The sequence below is a fragment of the Actinomadura rupiterrae genome, from assembly GCF_024172125.1.
GTDB classification, from domain to species: Bacteria; Actinomycetota; Actinomycetes; order Streptosporangiales; family Streptosporangiaceae; genus Spirillospora; species Spirillospora rupiterrae.
In genome coordinates, this window is sequence record NZ_JAMZEA010000004.1 from 825,732 (window position 1) to 843,594 (window position 17,863).

13 protein-coding genes and 1 riboswitch are annotated in these 17,863 nt (G+C 71.9%); of the genes, 7 read left to right on the forward strand and 6 right to left on the reverse strand.

The annotated features are described in order from the left end of the window. Positions 1–10 precede the first annotated feature (10 nt). Positions 11–1,195, reverse strand: a complete 1,185-nt coding sequence (gene tuf / locus FHU30_RS16760; RefSeq protein ID WP_253876751.1) for an elongation factor Tu — start codon at positions 1,193–1,195, stop codon at positions 11–13. A 362-nt stretch (positions 1,196–1,557) separates the two neighbouring features. On the opposite strand from tuf, the gene FHU30_RS16765 reads away from it, so the two are divergent. Then, positions 1,558–2,769: an arginine deiminase gene (locus FHU30_RS16765; RefSeq protein WP_253876753.1), complete on the forward strand. Its 1,212-nt coding sequence runs from the start codon at positions 1,558–1,560 to the stop codon at positions 2,767–2,769. A gap of 178 nt (positions 2,770–2,947) precedes the next feature. On the opposite strand, the gene FHU30_RS16770 is transcribed toward FHU30_RS16765, so the two are convergent. From FHU30_RS16770 to FHU30_RS16785, 4 genes are all read right to left on the reverse strand, one after another. After that, positions 2,948–3,472, reverse strand: coding sequence for an ATP-binding protein (locus FHU30_RS16770; RefSeq protein WP_253876755.1), 525 nt, complete (start codon positions 3,470–3,472; stop codon positions 2,948–2,950). Between the two features lie 1,743 nt (positions 3,473–5,215). Beyond that, the gene (locus tag FHU30_RS16775; RefSeq protein WP_253876757.1) at positions 5,216–7,114 is read right to left on the reverse strand and encodes a sensor histidine kinase; all 1,899 of its coding nucleotides are present in this window, start codon (positions 7,112–7,114) and stop codon (positions 5,216–5,218) included. A gap of 569 nt (positions 7,115–7,683) precedes the next feature. Continuing rightward, a complete protein-coding gene (locus FHU30_RS16780) occupies positions 7,684–9,045 on the reverse strand; it encodes a purine-cytosine permease family protein (RefSeq protein WP_253876759.1) in 1,362 nt (453 codons plus the stop codon). Then, a riboswitch (TPP riboswitch) is annotated at positions 9,035–9,150 on the reverse strand. (Overlaps the previous gene by 11 nt.) Positions 9,151–9,211: 61 nt before the next feature. After that, positions 9,212–9,547, reverse strand: a complete 336-nt coding sequence (locus FHU30_RS16785) for a rhodanese-like domain-containing protein (RefSeq protein WP_253876760.1) — start codon at positions 9,545–9,547, stop codon at positions 9,212–9,214. A 184-nt stretch (positions 9,548–9,731) separates the two neighbouring features. Between FHU30_RS16785 and FHU30_RS16790 the strand changes: the two genes are divergently transcribed. After that, complete coding sequence (locus FHU30_RS16790) at positions 9,732–10,178, forward strand: SSI family serine proteinase inhibitor (RefSeq protein ID WP_253876762.1); 447 nt, start codon at positions 9,732–9,734, stop codon at positions 10,176–10,178. A 320-nt stretch (positions 10,179–10,498) separates the two neighbouring features. Here FHU30_RS16790 and FHU30_RS16795 read toward each other — a convergent pair whose 3' ends face one another. Beyond that, complete coding sequence (locus FHU30_RS16795; RefSeq protein WP_253876764.1) at positions 10,499–11,362, reverse strand: Fpg/Nei family DNA glycosylase; 864 nt, start codon at positions 11,360–11,362, stop codon at positions 10,499–10,501. Between the two features lie 392 nt (positions 11,363–11,754). Here FHU30_RS16795 and FHU30_RS16800 point away from each other — a divergent pair, with 392 nt between their 5' ends. The 5 genes from FHU30_RS16800 (at position 11,755) to FHU30_RS16820 (ending at position 17,789) form a co-directional block, all read left to right on the forward strand. Beyond that, a complete protein-coding gene (locus FHU30_RS16800; protein ID WP_253876766.1) occupies positions 11,755–11,958 on the forward strand; it encodes a heavy-metal-associated domain-containing protein in 204 nt (67 codons plus the stop codon). 119 nt (positions 11,959–12,077) lie between these two features. Further along, a complete protein-coding gene (locus FHU30_RS16805; protein ID WP_253876767.1) occupies positions 12,078–13,085 on the forward strand; it encodes a DUF8832 domain-containing protein in 1,008 nt (335 codons plus the stop codon). A gap of 63 nt (positions 13,086–13,148) precedes the next feature. Beyond that, positions 13,149–15,410, forward strand: a complete 2,262-nt coding sequence (locus FHU30_RS16810) for a heavy metal translocating P-type ATPase (protein WP_253876769.1) — start codon at positions 13,149–13,151, stop codon at positions 15,408–15,410. Positions 15,411–15,672: 262 nt separating this feature from the next. Beyond that, positions 15,673–17,019: a class I SAM-dependent methyltransferase gene (locus FHU30_RS16815; RefSeq protein WP_253876771.1), complete on the forward strand. Its 1,347-nt coding sequence runs from the start codon at positions 15,673–15,675 to the stop codon at positions 17,017–17,019. Beyond that, positions 17,016–17,789: a glycosyltransferase family protein gene (locus FHU30_RS16820; protein ID WP_253876773.1), complete on the forward strand. Its 774-nt coding sequence runs from the start codon at positions 17,016–17,018 to the stop codon at positions 17,787–17,789. The genes FHU30_RS16815 and FHU30_RS16820 overlap by 4 nt, the downstream gene beginning before the upstream one ends. The last annotated feature ends 74 nt before the right edge of the window (positions 17,790–17,863 follow it).

A 17,863-nucleotide genomic window follows, 5' to 3' on the forward strand; every position in this document is an offset into this window, starting at 1 on the left:
CCCGCGGCGTTCAGTCGAGCAGGCCCGTGACGATGCCCGCGCCGACCGTCCGGCCGCCCTCGCGGATCGCGAAGCCGAGCCCCTCGGCCATCGCGACCGGACGGCCCAGCTCCACGGTCATCTCGACCGAGTCGCCCGGCAGGGCCATCGCGCCCTCGGCGCCGAGGTCCACGCCGCCGACCACGTCGGTGGTGCGGAAGTGGAACTGCGGCCGGTAGCCGTGGAAGAACGGTCCGCTCCGTCCGCCCTCGGCGGCCGTCAGCACCCGCACCTGCGCCCGGAACCGGCCGTGCGGCCGGATCGAGCCGGGCGCGGCGACGACCTGCCCGCGCCGGATCTGGTCCCGGCGGACGCCGCGCAGCAGCACCGCCGCGTTGTCCCCGGCCTCGGCCCGGTCCATCGTGCGGCCGAAGGTCTCCAGGCCGGTCGCGACCGTCCCGAAGGTGTCGCCGAAGCCGACGACCTCCACCGCGTCCCCGAGCCGCAGCGCGCCCTGCGCGACCACGCCGGTGACGACCGTGCCGCGCCCGGTGATCGTCAGCACGTTCTCCACCGGCAGCAGGAACGGCCGGTCGAGCACCCGCTCGGGCACCGGCACGTACGCGTCGACCGCGTCGAGCAGGTCGCCGATTCTGGCCGTCCAGTACGGGTCGCCGTCCAGCGCCCGCAACCCCGACACCCGGACGACCGGAACCTCGTCGCCGGGGAACCCGTACTCCGACAGCAGGTCGCGGATCTCCAGCTCCACCAGGTCGAGCAGCTCGGCGTCCTCCACCGCGTCCGCCTTGTTCAGCGCGACCACGATGTACCGCACGCCCACCTGCCGCGCCAGCACGATGTGCTCGCGCGTCTGCGGCATCGCCCCGTCCAGCGCCGACACCACCAGCACGGCCCCGTCGATCTGCGCCGCGCCGGTGATCATGTTCCTCACGTAGTCGGCGTGGCCGGGCATGTCGACGTGGGCGTAGTGCCTGGTCGCGGTCTCGTACTGGACGTGCGCGATGTTGATGGTGATCCCGCGGTCCCGCTCCTCGGGGGCTCGGTCGATGCCCTCGAAGGGGACGGCGGACGCCAGCCCGCGCTGCGCGAGCACCTTGGTGATCGCCGCGGTGAGGGTCGTCTTCCCGTGGTCGACGTGCCCCATCGTGCCGATGTTGAGGTGCGGCTTGGCGCGCTCGTAGAGCTCCTTGGCCATGATCTTCTTCCGTTCTCACTCGTCGTGGTGAGAACCGCGCGCCACGCGCGCCTCGGCGCGTGCGCGTTCGTGGTGACCACCCCTCTCCGCTGGTTCTCCGGGGTGGCACGGAGAGGGGTCAGCCTCGGACGCCGCCGTCGAGGGGGAGGACGGCCGACACCGAGCTCAGCGGACCGAGGTCCGCGAGCTTCGAGGTGTCGGCCGCCAGGATCATGCCCCCGAGCGTACGCACCCGCCCGCCGGATATCGATTGCTTTTTCCGGTCCCTCCGGGGCGCCGCGAAAGCCCGTTCCGGGCGGGGTTCGGGGCTCTGGGAGGACCGCGGCCGGGACGTTCGATCAAGCACGCATAGACTGCGAAAGGTGACGCAGACGACGAACAGGCACCGGGTCACCAGCGAGGTCGGACGGCTGCAGACCGTCCTGCTGCACCGTCCGGGGGCCGAGCTCAAGAGGCTGACGCCGCGCAACAGCGCCAAGCTGCTGTTCGACGCGATCCCGTGGGTGGGCCGGGCGCAGGACGAGCACGACGCGTTCGCCCAGGCCCTGCGGGACCGCGGCGTCGAGGTGCTGTACCTCTCCGAGCTGCTCCAGGACGCCCTGGAGTTCGAGGAGGCGCGGGACGAGGCGATCGCGCGGGTGATCGACGACAAGCGCTGGGGCGACCAGCTCCGCCGCGTCGTCGAGAGCCACCTGCGCGACCTCCACCCGGAGGACCTGGCCCATACCCTCGTGGCGGGCCTCGCGCACGAGGAGCTGAAGTCCGCGCACGGCCTGGTCTACCGGCTCATGGACGAGCTGGACTTCATCATCGACCCGCTCCCGGGCCTGCTGTTCACCCGCGACTCCAGCGCGTGGATCGGCGACCGGGTGGCGCTGACGAGCTTCGCGATGCCCGCCCGCCGCAACGAGTCCGCGCTCACCAGCCTGATCTACCGGCACCACCCGCGCTTCGCGGGCGTCGAGCCGGTGTACGACCCGTCCGTGGAGCACGTCGAGGGCGGCGACATCATGCTGCTCAGCCCCGGTGTCGTCGCCGTGGGCACCGGCGAGCGGACGACCCCGGCGGGTGTCGAGCGGCTGGCCCGCCAGGTCTTCGACGCCGGTCTGGCGCACACCGTCCTGGCCGTCCCGATCGCCCAGGAACGTGCCACGATGCACCTGGACACCGTCTGCACGATGGTGGACGTCGACACCGTGGTCATGTTCCCGCCGGTCGCCTACTCGCTGGAGGCGTTCACGGTCACCGCCTCGAACGGCGACCTGCGCGTCTCCGGCCCGCGCCTCTTCCTGGACGCCGCCGCCGAGGCCATGGGCCTGGACCGGCTCAAGGTGATCGACACCGGCCTCGACCCGGTGACCGCCGAGCGCGAGCAGTGGGACGACGGCAACAACACGCTCGCCCTGGCCCCGCGCGTCTGCGTCGCCTACGAGCGCAACGTCGAGACCAACGCCCAGCTTGAGGCGGCGGGCATCGAGGTGATCCGCATCACAGGAAGCGAGCTGGGCACCGGCCGCGGCGGGCCGCGCTGCATGTCCTGCCCCATCCTCCGGGTCCCGCCGCCGATGGCCTGACCCCGCTTTCCGCCACCCACCCTTGAGGCGTTGACCAGGCAGAACGCGGCACGGGCGGGCAGCAGAACGGCCCCCGGGAGAACCCGGGGGCCGGACGTGGACAGCTCGGGCGGTGTCGACGGGGGCACGACAGCGCCCGAGCTTGAAGAGGACCCTACAAGGTGCGGTGCCCGTCCGACTAGCCGGGGTATGCCCGACTTGTCGACGTCTCGTGGCGGACGCCGCCGGGGCCGTCCGCGTCGGGCGCGGCGAAGGGGTCGGGCAGGTCGGCGATCTCCTTGAGATCGGGCAGCGCGCCCGCCGCCATCCGCGGCTCGATGCTGAAACGCGGCGCGTAGAGGCGGGCCCACACCGTGGTCGCCCCGTCCTCGCGGCGGACGCCCCAGCCCTCGGCGAGCGTCTCGACGATCCCGAGGCCGCGTCCCCCCAGGGAGGACAGCGTGCCCGGCCCGCGCCGGGGCTCGGTGGTGGCGCCGCCGTCGCTCACCGAGATCTCGATGAGGTCGCCGCGGCGCGTCCAGGTGACCCGGACCTGCCCCGAGGGCAGCGGGCGCGCGTGCCGCAGCGCGTTGCTGATCAGCTCGCTGACGATGACGCTCGCGTCGTCGATGACCGATGAGTCGACCCCCGAAGCCGTCAACTCCGAGCCAAGGCGCCTGCGCGCGACCGCGACGCTGGACGGCGCGTGTGGCAGCAGTACCACGCTCGACGCCCTCACCTCCCCCGGGTTCCCCGTGCTCGGATGACCCCCGTCATTCCGTTACGACCGAAATGCCCAATATGACGCTCCCCGAAACCGGGGCCGAAAACCCGCGTGCAACCCCTCACCGGCTTCACGCATCCTCACCCCCCGCTCATGAATCGCCATCATGGATCTATCCAGCCCCCGGCGGCTTTACTCCTCACGCGCACGTTTCGTCCGTCACACCACGCCAACACACACTTTTCCGCCCCCACCCCCTCGCCCTCCAGTCAAGTCCATGTCCCGATCCGGTCACAAACCCCAAGATCACCACCAACCCGACACCACGACTCCCAAGTCCCACCACCACTCCGACGCCCCAACCCCCCGCCCCGTGCCACCCACCCCCGATTCCCCGCCGCGCCCCACACCACCCCAACCCCGACACACCCCCCAACCCCGACCCCAAGTGCGCCGCCCCCCACCAGCCCCCAAACCGGACACCACCACTCGGGGACAACCCGGGCATCCAGGCACGTGCTGCCCTCACCCACCACCCGACCCGGCGCTCCCTCCCCAACCGATCACCGCAAGAGCACATCGCCCTGAACGCTTCCCCCAACGTCCGCACCTCCGGAGCGAACGTTTGCACCCCTGGGATGGACGTTCGCGCCCACGAGGTGAGCGCTGGCGCCTTCGGAGTCAAATGGCGAGCCTCGCCGAAACCGTGGAAGCCGACTGAACGAGGTCAGTCCCGCCGGCCGTCAGTCTCAGCCGCCCGTCCGCCAGCCTCGGCGGGCCGAACCCGGCCCGGCCTCAGCCAACCGAACGCGCGACGGCGTAGGACGGCCGGACGCGGGTCGGTGTCAGCCGACCGGGCGCGCGACGGTCTCGGACGGCCGGGCGCGCGACGGTATCGGACGGCCGGGCGCGCGACGGTATCGGCCGACCGGAGGCGGAATGGCCTCGGGCGGGCGGACGCGGGTCGGGCTCGGACGACCGGGCGCGAGTCGGCCTCAGCCGCCCGGGCGCGGGGCGGGCTCGGACGGCCGGGCGCGGGGCGGGCTCGGCAGGGTGGACGCGAGTCGGCCTCGGCCGACCGGAGGTGGGACGGGCTCGGTCGGCTGGGCGTGGCGTGGCGCAGTCTCGGACGGCCGGAGGTGAGATGGTCTCGGCCGACCGGAGGCGCGACGGTCTCGGGCGGCCGGACGCGGGTCAGTCTCGGCCGGCCAGACGCGCGACGGTATCGGCCGACCGGAGGCGGGATGGCCTCGGCCACCCGGGCGCGGGGCGGGCTCGGACGGCCGGACGCGCGACGGTATCGGCCACCCGGACGCCGGGCGGGCTCGGACGGCCGGACGCGCGACGGTATCGGCCACCCGGACGCGGGATGGTCGCGGCCAGCCGGACGCGGGGCGGGCTCGGACGGCCGGGCGCGGGGCGGCCTCAGCCGACCGGGCGCGCGACGGTCGCGGCCACCCGGACGCGGGGTGGGCTCGGACGACCGGGCGCGGGGCGGCCTCAGCCGACCGGACGTGGGGCGGGCTCGGACGACCGGGCGCGGGGCGGCCTCAGCCGACCGGACGTGGGGCGGGCTCGGACGGCCGGACGCGGGGTGGGCTCGGACGGCCGGGCGCGGGGTGGGCTTGGCAGGGTGGACGTGGATCACGCTCGGCCGACGGGAGGCGGGACGGGCTCGGTCGGCTGGGCGTGGCGTGGCGCAGTCTCGGGCGGCCGGACGGGGGGCAGTCTCGATCGACTGGGTCAATCTTGGCGGTGGGGGGAGGGGTGGGGCTGGTCGGGGGCCTGGTGGAGGGTCAGGCGCATGCAGGTGCCGGGGCCCTGGGCGGCGGGGAGGGCGGTGATGGTGCCGGACTGGGCTTCGGTGAGGCGTTTGACGATGTAGAGGCCGAGGCCGATGCCTCCGAAGCGGCGGCGGTCGCCGGCCTCACCCTGGACGAAGCGCTCGAAGATGCGCTCGTGGTCGCCGGGGGCGATGCCGATGCCCTCGTCCGTGATGGTCACGACGAGGTCGGAACCTTCGGCATAGCAGCGGACGCGGACGACACCGCCGTCCGGGGAGTACTTGAAGGCGTTCTCCAGGAGCTGGCCCATGACGATGTCGGTGGCCATGGCGTCCCCCTGGCAGGACGGCAGGTTCGGGTCGATCTCCAGCTCCACGCGGTGCAGCGGGGACAGGGAGCGGAAGCCGGCGACGACGCCCGAGATCACGTGGGACAGGTCGAACGCGTCGATGGTGACGGCCAGCTCGTCCGCGCCCGCGCGGGAGCCGAGGAGCAGGTGCTCGACCAGCTTGGCCAGGGATTCGGCGCGGTCGGCGATGGTGGCGACGGCGGCGCGGCGGTCGGCGTCGGGGAGCTCGTCCCACCGGTTGACGAGCGTGCTGGCGAAGCCGCGCACGACCGTGATCGGGGTGCGCAGCTCGTGGCTGGTGGTGGCGAGGAACAGGTCCTTCGCCTCCTCCAGCGCCTTCGCCTCGGACACGTCGCGGAAGTCGACGACCAGCTCGCCGGTCTCGGCGACCTCAGCGGCGAGTACCTCCAGCCACACCCCGGACGGCAGGCGCAGCGTGCGGATGCTGCCCGGCGCGGGCGCGTCGAACGGCAGCGGGCCGCCGAGGACCAGCTCGGTCGGGACGCCGGTGAGCCGCGTCGCGGCCGGATTCCACTGGCAGACCAGGCCGTCCCGGTCGAGCACGGCGATGCCGTCCGCGCTGGCGTCGATCACGGCGCGCTCGTGCGCGCGCTGCCGGACGGCCTCGGCGAACGCGACGGCGTTGCCGACCGCGACCCCGGCGTGCCCGGCGAGGAGCTCCAGCAGCTCCAGCTCGGTATGTCCGGGACGCCGTCCCGAGAACAGCGCGTACAGCGCCCCGTACGGCCGGTTCTGCAGGAACGACAGGCCCAGCGTGATCGTGTGCAGACCGGGCAGCTCGGACCAGATCAGGTCGCCGAGCCGCCGCTCGCCCCCGGCCAGCTTGACCGTCTTGCCCGTCCGCAGCAGCTCCCCGACCAGGCTGGAACGCAGGTCGGCGGTCGCGCCGCGCATCCGTTCGGGCAGCCCGGTCAGGCTGACCAGCCGCAGCCGCTCGCCCTCGATCCGGACGAACCCGGCGGCGTCCGCCCCGGTCAGCTCGATCAGCGCCGCGGTGATCCGGTCGAGCACCACGGCGAGGTCGAGCTCAGCGTTCAGGTCGGCGACGATGTCGTTCAGGCGCCGGACGAGCCGGGCCCGCTCGGCCATGTGGTGCTGCGCGACCTCGTCCTCCTCGACCGGGTGGTAGACCCCGACCCAGCCCAGGGGCGCGCCCGCCGCGTCCCGGAGCAGGCTCGTGTCGATCCGGACGTCGATCAGCCTGCCGTTCCGGCAGAACCGCCGCGTGGCGATCGAGATCCGGCCGCCGTCGCCCTCGCCGGCCCGGCGCGTGAGCAGCCGCTCCTGCACCGCGTTGTGCTCGGCGGTCAGCTCGTCCGGCACGATCGGCGGCACCCGTCCCATCATCTCGGCCGCCGTCCAGCCGAACATCCGCTCGGCCGCCGGATTCCACACCGTCACCCGGTGCCGGTGGTCCACGGCGACGATCGCATCGGCGGCGCTCTCGATGACGGCGCGCGCGATCGGATCGTGAACGTGGAGTCGCACGCCCTCATGCTGCCATCGCATCACCTCCTCCTGCCGGGCAACCGCCCCTGAAAGGTCTCACCGCACCACCCCGTCCCACCGAAAACTCTTCGCCCCACCTCTCACGAACCACTCCCAAGCCCCGCGCACACCCCAAGTCTCCGCCACCCCGCTCGCCAATCAAAGCCATCCTCCAACCTGTGGATAACTCTCCAAATCCCCAGGTCAAGCGGCACATGCGCGCGCCCGGGCCAGTACGCGCCCGCACTGGTACGTGCCCTCGCTGTACGTGCCCTCGCTGGTACGTGCCTGCGCTGGTACGTGCCTGCGCTGGTACGTGCCTGCGCTGAGACGCGCCCGCGCTGAGACGCGCCCGCGCTGAGACGCGCCCGCGCTGAGACGCGCTCGCGCTGAGACGTGGCCGCGCTGAGACGTGCCCGCGCTAGTACGCGCCTGCGCTGATACGCGCTCGCACTGAAATGCGCCGGCGCTGGTTGGCGTGGAGTAGTTGCGTGCTCTGACAGCGGCTCGGGAGCCGGGAGTGGGGTGCCTCGAAGAGGCGGGGCGGGGGCGGCTGGGGCCGGTAGGTGCTAGTTGCTGTCGGTGGGGGTGGGGCGGCGGCGGGTGAGGGGGTTGAGGAGGAGGGTGGCGGCCGCGGCGGCCAGGAAGGAGAAGAGGGAGGCGCTCATCCAGGTGGCGGGGGTGAAGTGGAGGGTCTTCTGGAGGTGCTGCCAGAGGTCGGTCCAGTGGGCGACCGTGCCGGGGTTGATGAGCTGGTAGACGGCGATGCCGAGCAGCCAGGCGACGATCATGTTCCAGCGGGCGGGGGCGGTGCGGGTGGTGTTCCAGCCGCGGCGGCCGCTGCCGAGGAAGAAGTCGGCGGCGAGGACGCCCAGCATGGGGACGAAAACGGAGCCGATCAGTGACAGGAAGCTCGCGTAGTCGTTGATGTCCAGCGCCAGGGCCAGGACGGTGATGAGGACGCCCAGGGAGACCGACAGGATGCGGCGGTCGACGCGCGGGACGAGGTTCTGGATCGACACGGCCGTGGAGTAGACGTTCGCGAACGACTGGTCGGCCTCCCGCAGGACGAAGATCGCGAAGATCAGCGCGCCCAGGGTGACGTGCAGGAACGGGTCGTAGATCCGGGACGAGTCGCCCGCGACGAGGGCCAGCGCGAACAGGCCGAGGACGTAGGCGATGATCTGCGTGATCGAGTAGCCGACGGCGGCGGCCCCGAAGGCGGCGCGCTGCGTCCGGGAATGCCGGGTGTAGTCGGCGGCGACCGGGACCCAGGAGATCGACACGGCGAGCGCGGCGTCCGCGCCGAGCCAGAAGCCGTCCCAGGACCCCTTGTTCAGGTCGGGCAGGGGCTCGCGCAGGAGCTGGACGTAGAAGTAGACGAGCGCGAGGCAGACCGCGATCGTCACGTAGCGGCGCAGCATCCGGACGGAGCCGAGCGGCCAGATCGTCAGGACGGTCGTGATCACGCCGGCGGCGACGACGTAGGCCCAGCGCGGGACGCCGTCGTACAGCGCGCGGGCCGCGCCCGCGATGGTGATCAGCTCGAAGGTGCCCCAGCCGATCAGCTGCGCGACGTTCAGCACGGTCGGCAGGTAGGACGGGCGCGCCCCGAACAGGCCGCGGAGCAGGACCATCGCGGGCTGGCCGGTGCGCGCGCCGGGGACGGCGGCCAGGCCCAGCATCAGGCCGCCGATCAGCGTTCCGACGATCATCGCGGTGATGCCGGCGGTGATCGAGATGGTCGGCTTGCCGTCCGCGGTGGGGGCGAGGACGGTGTACGCGCCGGAGAACGCGAGGAGGCTGACGCCGAGGTTGGCCCAGAAGGCCGACTGGTCCCAGAAGCCGAGGACCTTCGGCGCGGGCTGGTCGAGGGTGTACGGGGCCTCGTCGCGCGGGGCGCCGACGGACTCCTGCTGCACAGCGGACACTGCACGCTCCCTACGCCGGCATTACCCGGACAGGTTCATGCGGTCGGCGGCGCGGAGGTTGCCGCCCTCTCAGCCCGGTGCGCCCGAGCTCCCGCGGTGTTCCATTAAGACCGGCAAATCGTACATCGAACGTTCCAGGGTGCGGAACGCCCCAGAAGTGCCCGCGTCAGGCGACGTGCGGCGGCGTGTCGGTGTGGCCGTCCATGGGACGACCCGCCTCCGCCCAGCGCTTCATCCCGCCGTCCACGTTCTTCGCGGTCCAGCCCGCCTGGTTGAGCGCTACCGTGACCTGCGCGGACCTCATCCCGGACCGGCAGATGACGAGGATCTCCCGGTCGCGGGGGACCTCGGCGGCGCGGTCGCTCAGCTCGCCCATCGGGATGTGCACCGCGTCCGGCGCGTGCCCGGCGTCCCACTCGTACTGCTCGCGGACGTCCAGCAGGTACGCGCCCTCCGGCACGTCGGCGGCGTCAACGGCAGGGACGTCGTCCCCGAAGTACATCCGAACCTCCCAGAAAAGCCCCGCCTTCCGGCGAGGTCGCTTGAAGCCCTACAGATCGGACACGAATCCCATCATGCTCCAGGCCTTCCGCAAACCGCCCACCGCAGCAGTCTCACACAACGCCGCGCGGACGGGATGGAACCGTCCGGGCCGCCGCCACGTCGAATCCTCTATGCGGTATCGGATGCTCCTTTCCACGCCGGCCGCCCTGGCCCTGGCGTTCTCGGCCGCCGCCTGCGGCTCCGAGCACGCCAAGTCGGGGTCGTCGGGAACCCCGCCGAAGGACTCGGTCGTGCCCAGCACGCCCCCCGCGAACCACCTCACCGTCAGCGTCCAGGCGTCGGCCCAGTCGCCGGCGAAGAGCTGGACGCTGACCTGCGACCCGGCCGGCGGCGACCACCCGAAGGCGGCCCAGGCCTGCGCGGCCCTGGCCAAGGCCCCGGACGCCTTCAAGCCCGTCCCGGCGGACATGATGTGCACCAAGATCTACGGCGGCCCGGAGGTCGCCACGGTCAAGGGCACCTGGCACGGCCAGGCCATCGACACCAGGTTCACCCGGGTGGACGGCTGCCAGCTCGCCCGCTGGAACAAGATCGCGCCGCTCTTCGGCAACGTCCCGCCCGCCCGCTGACCAGACCCTCCGCTCCCCCGTCGCACATATGACGGACGGCCGGATTCGCCTGGCCGCCCGCTAACGGACGGGCCCCGTCCAGCCGCGGGCCCGCCTGACCAGACCGTCCGCCCGCGCCGGTGACCCGACCGGCCAGGCCGCCCTGCCCAGCGCACCCGACCGAACCCCTGCCCGCCTAGCCCGGGGGCGCGCCTCCCCACCGCCGCGCCCGTATGCCGCCCAGCACGCACTGGGCGCCATGACACCAGCCCCCACAGCCGCCCGCTTGGTGTGGCGGACTCCTCCAATGATGAGTCCGCCACACAAAGCGGGCCTCGGACCTACTTGAGCAGGCGGGAGAGGCGGCGGTCGGCGAGGGGTTTGCCGTTGGTCTGGCAGGTGGGGCAGTACTGGAGCGAGGAGTCGGCGAAGGAGACCTCGCGAATGGTGTCGCCGCAGACGGGGCATTTCTCGCCGGTGCGGCCGTGCACGCGGAGGCCGGTCTTCTTCTCGGCCTTGAGGTCCTGCGCGGCGAGGCCCTCGGAGCGGGCCATCGCGTCGCGGAGCGTGGTGACCATGGCGTCGTAGAGGGTCTGGACCTCCTCGTCGGTCAGGCTGCTCGCGATCTTGAACGGGGACATCTTCGCCGCGTGCAGCACCTCGTCGGAGTAGGCGTTGCCGATGCCCGCGACGATCTTCTGGTCGCGCAGCAGGCCCTTGATCTGGGTGCGCTTGCCGCGGACGATGCCGGCGAGCGTCTCCGCGGTGAAGGACGGGGACAGCGGGTCGGGGCCGAGCGCGGCGACGCCCTCGACGTCGGACGGATCGCGCACGACGTAGACGGCCAGGCCCTTCTTGGTGCCGACCTCGGTGAGGTCGAAGCCGGACCCGTCGTCCAGGTGGACGCGCAGGGCCAGCGGGTTCTTGCCACCCGGGCGGACGGGCCTGACCGGCACCTCGTCGCGCCAGCGCAGCCACCCGGCGCGGGCCAGGTGGACGACCAGGTGCAGGCCGTCGACGTCGATGTCGAGGAACTTGCCGTACCGCGCGACGCCGGTGACCGTGAGGCCGCCGAGGGACGTGACCGGCGGGTCGTAGGTCTTGAGCGCGGAGATGGCGAGAACATCGACGCGGGCGACGACACGGCCCACCGCGTGCTCCCGGAGGAACGCGGCGAGCGACTCGACCTCGGGAAGCTCGGGCATGCTTCAGATTATCCGAGCCCGGCACCTTTCCACAGCGCTGTGGAAACCTGTGGAAAACCCTGTGCACGACGGGGGCACGGCACGGCCACGGGACCTCCGCGCCGGATATACCTTGGCAAATACCCCCAACCCGTCGGGCCTCCGCGCCGCCGCGCCGGGAGAGGGCATGTGGATAACCCTCCGCCACGGACCGTCCAAAGTTCGGTCATGGGCGCCCGCGCCGGGCCTGCGGGACGGGGAGCGAACCATCCCGTTCTTCGCAATGTGACCCGAGTCTCGCAATAACCCCTAGGGGGTAGGGGTTGCAGCCCACGAGACGCTGTGGCAGCATGAGGGCCACGAGATACCCCCCAGGGGTACCAGCCAGGACCGAGCACCGAGGAGTCAGGGACATGAGCACCGCCACCTACACCGTCACCGGAATGACCTGCGGCCACTGCGTCGGCTCGGTCAAGCAGGAGGTCGGCTCGATCGACGGCGTCACCGACGTCCAGGTGGAGCTGGCCAGCGGCAAGGTGACCGTCACCAGCGACACGGCGCTGGACGACGCCGCCTTCCGCGCCGCCATCGACGAGGCCGGATACGAGGTCGCCTGAACCCCGGCGGGAACGGTGCCGCGGCGCGCCCGCGAAGGCCGCGCCGCAAGCAGCGGTCGCGAAGGCGGCGCGCCGCGGCACCGGACACCCGCCGGGACGGGCCGGAAGGACGGACGGCGATGAGGACCACGACGAGAGTCGGCGCGTACGTGCTGGGCCTGGCGGCCGTGTTCGGCGGCGCGCTGGGGATCGGCACGGCGACCGGATCCGTGGGCGCCAAGGCGGACAGCGCACACCACATGAACGGCTCGGACGGAGGAATGGACATGAACGGCGGACACGGCGGACACGGCGGACACGGCGGACACGGCACCACCGGCGGACACGGCACCACCGGCGGACACGGCAGCACCGGCGGACACGGCGCAGGTGAGGGCGGAGCGCACGCGGGGCACGGCGCCGCTCCCGGCGGTACCCCCGGGGGGCTCCAGGTCTCCGCGGACGGCTACACGCTCGTCCCGCAGACCACCACGATCACCCCGGGCACGAAGACCGACTTCCGGTTCAGCGTGACCGGCCCGGACGGCAAGCCCGTCACCCGATACACGCCGCAGCACGGCAAGGAGGTGCACCTGATCCTGGCGCGACGCGACCTGTCGGGCTTCCAGCACGTGCACCCGACCGCGGTCGGCGGCGGCGTCTGGTCCGTCCCGATCACGCTGGCCGAGGCAGGGACGTACCGGGTCTTCACCGACATCAAGCCCGAGGGTGCGGCGAACGGCCTCACGCTCGGCACGGACGTCTTCGCCCCGGGGAACTTCCAGCCCAAGGCCGTCCCGCAGCCGGAGCAGGTCGCGAAGGTGGACGGCTACGAGGTCACCCTCAAGGGCGAGCTCAAGCCCGGCAAGCCCAGCCCCCTCACCCTGACGGTCAGCAAGGGCGGCCAGCAGGTCGTCGACCTGGACCCGTACCTTGAGGCGTACGGCCACCTGGTCGCGCTGCGCGCCGGGGACCTCGCCTACCTGCACGTCCACCCGGAGGGCGAGCCCGGCGACGGCAAGACCAAGCCCGGCCCGGACATCACCTTCGACGCGGACGTCCCCAGCGCGGGCACCTACCGCCTCTACCTCGACTTCCAGCACGCGGGGACCGTCCACACGGCCGAGTTCACCGCCGTCGCCAAGTAGCCCCCACCACCCACGAACTCGAAGACGCGCAGCAGGCGCGCCGGAACCGCGAAAGGAGCAGCGATGGCCGCGCAAGCACCTCCCACAGGCCACATCGAGCTGGCGATCGGCGGGATGACCTGCGCTTCCTGCGCCGCCCGCATCGAGAAGAAGCTGAACCGGATGGAAGGCGTCACCGCCACGGTCAACTACGCGACCGAGAAGGCGACGGTTCAGTTCCCCGAGGGGGTGACCCCTGATGACCTGATCGCCACCGTGGTGAAGACCGGCTATACCGCCGAACTCCCGGCGCCGCCGAAGAGCGCGGAGAACGGTGCGGAGCCGGAGCCCCAAGACGAGCTGAAGCCGCTCCGGCAGCGGTTGATCACGGCTCTGGTGCTGTCGGTCCCGGTGATCGCTCTCGCGATGGTCCCGGCGTTCCAGTTCACGAACTGGCAGTGGATGTCGCTGATGCTGGCCGCGCCCGTCGTCGTCTATGCGGGCTGGCCGTTCCACCGCGCCGCCTGGACGAACCTGCGGCACGGCGCGGCGACCATGGACACGCTGGTCAGCCTGGGCACGCTCGCCGCGTTCGGCTGGTCGCTGTGGGCGCTGTTCCTCGGGAACGCTGGCGAACCGGGCATGAAGCACGGCTTCGAGTTCTCGATGACCCGGTCGGACGGGTCGTCCAACATCTACCTGGAGGCCGCGGCCGGCGTCGTCGCCTTCATCCTGGCCGGACGGTACTTCGAGGCGCGGTCCAAGCGGCGCGCCGGGGCCGCCCTGCGCACCCTGCTGGAACTGGGCGCCAAGGACGTCGCGGTCGTCCGCAACGGCGCCGAGCAGCGCATCCCGATCGACCAGCTGAGCGTGGGCGACGTGTTCGTCGTCCGGCCGAGTGAGAAGATCGCGACGGACGGCGTGGTCGACGAGGGCACCTCCGCCGTGGACGCGTCGCTGCTGACCGGCGAGTCGGTGCCGGTGGAGGTCGGTCCGGGCGACGCGGTGGTCGGCGCGACGGTGAACGCGGGCGGGCGGCTGCTCGTCCGGGCGACGCGGGTCGGCTCCGACACCCAGCTCGCGCAGATGGCGAAGCTGGTCGAGGACGCGCAGACCGGCAAGGCCAAGGTGCAGCGCCTCGCGGACCGGATCTCCGGGGTGTTCGTGCCGATCGTGATCGCGCTGGCCGTGGCGACGCTCGGGTTCTGGCTCGGCACCGGCGACGGGGTCGCGGCCGCGTTCACCGCCGCGGTGGCCGTCCTGATCATCGCCTGCCCCTGCGCGCTGGGCCTCGCGACCCCGACCGCGCTGCTGGTCGGGACGGGCCGGGGCGCCCAGCTCGGCATCCTGATCAAGGGTCCGGAAGTGCTGGAGTCCACCCGCCGGGTCGACACGGTCGTCCTGGACAAGACGGGCACCGTGACCAGCGGGCGGATGGCGCTCGTCAAGGTCGTCGCGGACGGCGCGGACGGCGCGGACGAGGACGAGGTGCTGCGCCTCGCCGGCGCGCTGGAGCACGCCTCCGAGCACCCGATCGCCCAGGCGATCGCCAAGGGCGCGGCCGACCGGGTCGGCGAGCTGCCGCAGGTGCACGACTTCGGCAACATCGAGGGGCTGGGCGTCCAGGGCGTGGTGGACGGGCACGGCGTGCTCGTCGGCCGGCCGAAGCTGCTCGCCGAGTGGGAGCAGCACCTCACCCCGGTGCTGGAGCAGGCGATGGCCGAGGCGGCCGAGCGCGGCGAGACGGCCGTGGCGGTCGGCTGGGACGGCAGGGCCCGCGCGGTGCTGACCGTCGCGGACCAGATCAAGCCGACGTCCGCCGAGGCGATCTCCCAGCTGCGCGCGCTGGGCCTGCGTCCGGTGCTGCTGACCGGCGACAGCGAGGCCGTCGCCCGGACCGTCGCGGACCAGGTCGGCATCGACGAGGTGATCGCCGAGGTGCTGCCGGCCGACAAGGTGGACGTGGTGAAGCGGCTGCAGGCCGAGGGCCGGACGGTCGCGATGGTCGGGGACGGCGTGAACGACGCCGCCGCGCTCGCCCAGGCCGACCTGGGCCTGGCGATGGGCACCGGGACGGACGCGGCGATCGAGGCGTCCGACCTGACCCTGGTCCGCGGCGACCTGCGGTCGGCGGCCGACGCGATCCGGCTGTCCCGCCGGACGCTCGGGACGATCAAGGGGAACCTGTTCTGGGCCTTCGCCTACAACGTGGCGGCGCTGCCGCTCGCGGCGACCGGCCTGCTCAACCCGATGATCGCGGGCGGCGCGATGGCCTTCTCGTCGGTCTTCGTGGTGAGCAACAGCCTCCGGCTCCGCCGGTTCCGCCCGCTCAACGGCGACGCCTGACGCCGAGCACTCCGGGAGCGTTCCGCATCGGGCGCGCACGAGGAGGTCCGGCCCTTCGGGGCCGGGCCTCCTTTCCGCCGTTCAGAGCAATTCCGGATAGTCACTCGAACTGCGCGTAGACGCCCTTTTTTGGCAGTGGTCACTATCTGTGGCCGCTTGTGGTCATACCCGTGGAGAACGAAAGATCGCTGGTCATGCTGGGGGCGTTCAGCGGGGACGAGGCGCCGGTTCCGAGGGGGGACGCGGCGCAGCGGGGGTGGCTTTGAACGATCCGAGCATCGGTGTGGCCGAGTGCCGCCTCTGCGGCGCCAAGGACCTGGCGAGCGTCGTCGACCTCGGGGCCACCCCGCCGTGCGAGCTGTTCCTGACCGCGGACCGGCTGGACGCGCCGGAGATGACCTATCCCCTTCACCTGCGGGTGTGCCGGGAGTGCCGGCTGGCGCAGCTCCCGCCGCTGATCACGCCGGAGGAGACGTTCACCGAGTACGCCTACTTCTCGTCCTACTCCGACTCGTGGGTGCGGCACGCGAAGGCGTACGTGGACGCGGCGGTCGAGCGCGTCGCGCCGGAGTTCGTGGTGGAGGTCGCGAGCAACGACGGGTACCTGCTCCGGCACGTGGTGGAAAAGGGCATCCGCTGCCTGGGAATCGAACCGTCCGCGAATGTGAGCGAGGCGGCGCGGGAGAAGGGCGTCCCGACGCTGACCCGGTTCCTGACTCCGGAGACCGGGCAACAGGTCAGGGACGAGCACGGGCCCGCCGATCTCGTCGCGGCGAACAACGTTTACGCCCACATCCCGGACATCGTCGGTTTCACCAGGGGCCTGCGCGCGCTCGTCGCGGACGACGGCTGGGTGTCGATCGAGATCCAGTACCTCGCGACGCTCATGGAGCTGGGCCAGTACGACACGATTTACCACGAGCACTTCCAGTACTACACGGTCGCGTCCGCGCAGCGCGCGCTGGCTAGCGGCGGCCTGACGCTGGTGGACGTCGAGCTGCTGCCTACGCACGGTGGCTCGATCCGCCTGTGGGCCCGTCCGCAGGGAGAGCCTGGACCGCGCGTGCACGAGCTGCTGCAGAAGGAACGCGAACAGGGGCTACACAGCGACGAGGGCTACACGGCCTTCGCCCAGCGCGTCGCCAAGGTCCGCCGCGATCTGCTCAAGTTCCTTATAGCCGCGGCCGAGGACGGTAAGACCGTCGTCGGATACGGCGCTCCCGGCAAGGGAAACACGCTGCTGAACCACTGCGGCATCCGTTCCGACCTGCTCGCCTACACGGTCGACCGGAATCCCTACAAGCACGGTCGGTTCACGCCGGGAACGCGGATTCCGATCCTCCCGCCGGAGCGGATCGCTGAGGACCGTCCCGACTACGTGCTCGTCCTGCCGTGGAACCTGCGGGACGAGCTGTCCGAGCAGCTCGCCTACGTGCACGACTGGGGTGGACGGCTCGTCTTCCCGATCCCCGAACTGGACGTAGTGGAAGGCAGCTCATCGGTGGACGGCAGCACGTCGGTGGTCGGCAGCACGTCGGTGGTCGGCAGCTCGTCGGTGGTCGGCAGCTCGTCCGTGGTTGGCAGCTCGTCGGTGGAGGGCCGGTCATGAAGGTGGTGCTGTTCTGCGGCGGGCTCGGGATGCGGATGCGCATGGGCACGCCCGGCGACGTCCCGAAGCCGATGCAGCTCGTCGGGCCGCGTCCGCTGCTGTGGCACGTGATGCGCTACTACGCGCACTTCGGGCACACCGAGTTCATCCTGTGCCTCGGCCATGCGCCGCACCACATCAAGGACTTCTTCGTCCAGTACACCGAGACGCACTCCAACGACTTCCGGCTGCGCGCCGGGCGGGTCGAGATGCTGTCCACCGACATCTCCGACTGGCAGATCACGTTCGTGGACACCGGGGCCGAGTCGCCGATCGGCGAGCGGCTCCGGCGCGTCCGCAAGTACCTGGACGGGGACGAGATGTTCCTCGCCAACTACGCGGACGTGCTCACCGACGCGCCGCTGCCGGACATGATCGACCGGTTCGCCGGGTCGGACGCCGCCGCGTCGATGATGGTGGTGCCGCCGACCGACTCGTTCCACTGCATCGAGCTCGGCGCGGACGGCCGCGCGTCCGGGATCACCCCGGTCACCGAGATGCCGGTGTGGATCAACGGCGGCTACTTCGTGCTGCGCCAGGAGATCTTCGACCACATCCCCGAGGGCGGCGACCTGGTCGCGGACGGCTGCGCGGCCCTGGCGAAGACCGGCGGGCTGCTCACCTACCCGTACCGCGGCTACTGGCGTCCGACCGACACCGTGAAGGAGCGCATCGCGCTGGACGAGGCGTACCTGCGCGGCGACCGGCCCTGGGCGGTCTGGGAGCGGTGATCGGACATGCCCGGATCGCCCGCTCTTCCCCATTGATGCTTGCGTTGACGGCAGAATGCGGAGCGTCTCCGGAG

Coding starts and splice junctions, on each gene's coding strand:
- FHU30_RS16795 (WP_253876764.1), bottom strand. CDS start 11,362: ATGCCCGAGCTTCCCGAGGTCGAGTCGCTCGCCGCGTTCCTCCGGGAG.
- FHU30_RS16800 (WP_253876766.1), top strand. CDS start 11,755: ATGAGCACCGCCACCTACACCGTCACCGGAATGACCTGCGGCCACTGC.
- FHU30_RS16805 (WP_253876767.1), top strand. CDS start 12,078: ATGAGGACCACGACGAGAGTCGGCGCGTACGTGCTGGGCCTGGCGGCC.
- FHU30_RS16785 (WP_253876760.1), bottom strand. CDS start 9,547: ATGTACTTCGGGGACGACGTCCCTGCCGTTGACGCCGCCGACGTGCCG.
- FHU30_RS16810 (WP_253876769.1), top strand. CDS start 13,149: ATGGCCGCGCAAGCACCTCCCACAGGCCACATCGAGCTGGCGATCGGC.
- FHU30_RS16790 (WP_253876762.1), top strand. CDS start 9,732: ATGCTCCTTTCCACGCCGGCCGCCCTGGCCCTGGCGTTCTCGGCCGCC.
- FHU30_RS16820 (WP_253876773.1), top strand. CDS start 17,016: ATGAAGGTGGTGCTGTTCTGCGGCGGGCTCGGGATGCGGATGCGCATG.
- tuf (WP_253876751.1), bottom strand. CDS start 1,195: ATGGCCAAGGAGCTCTACGAGCGCGCCAAGCCGCACCTCAACATCGGC.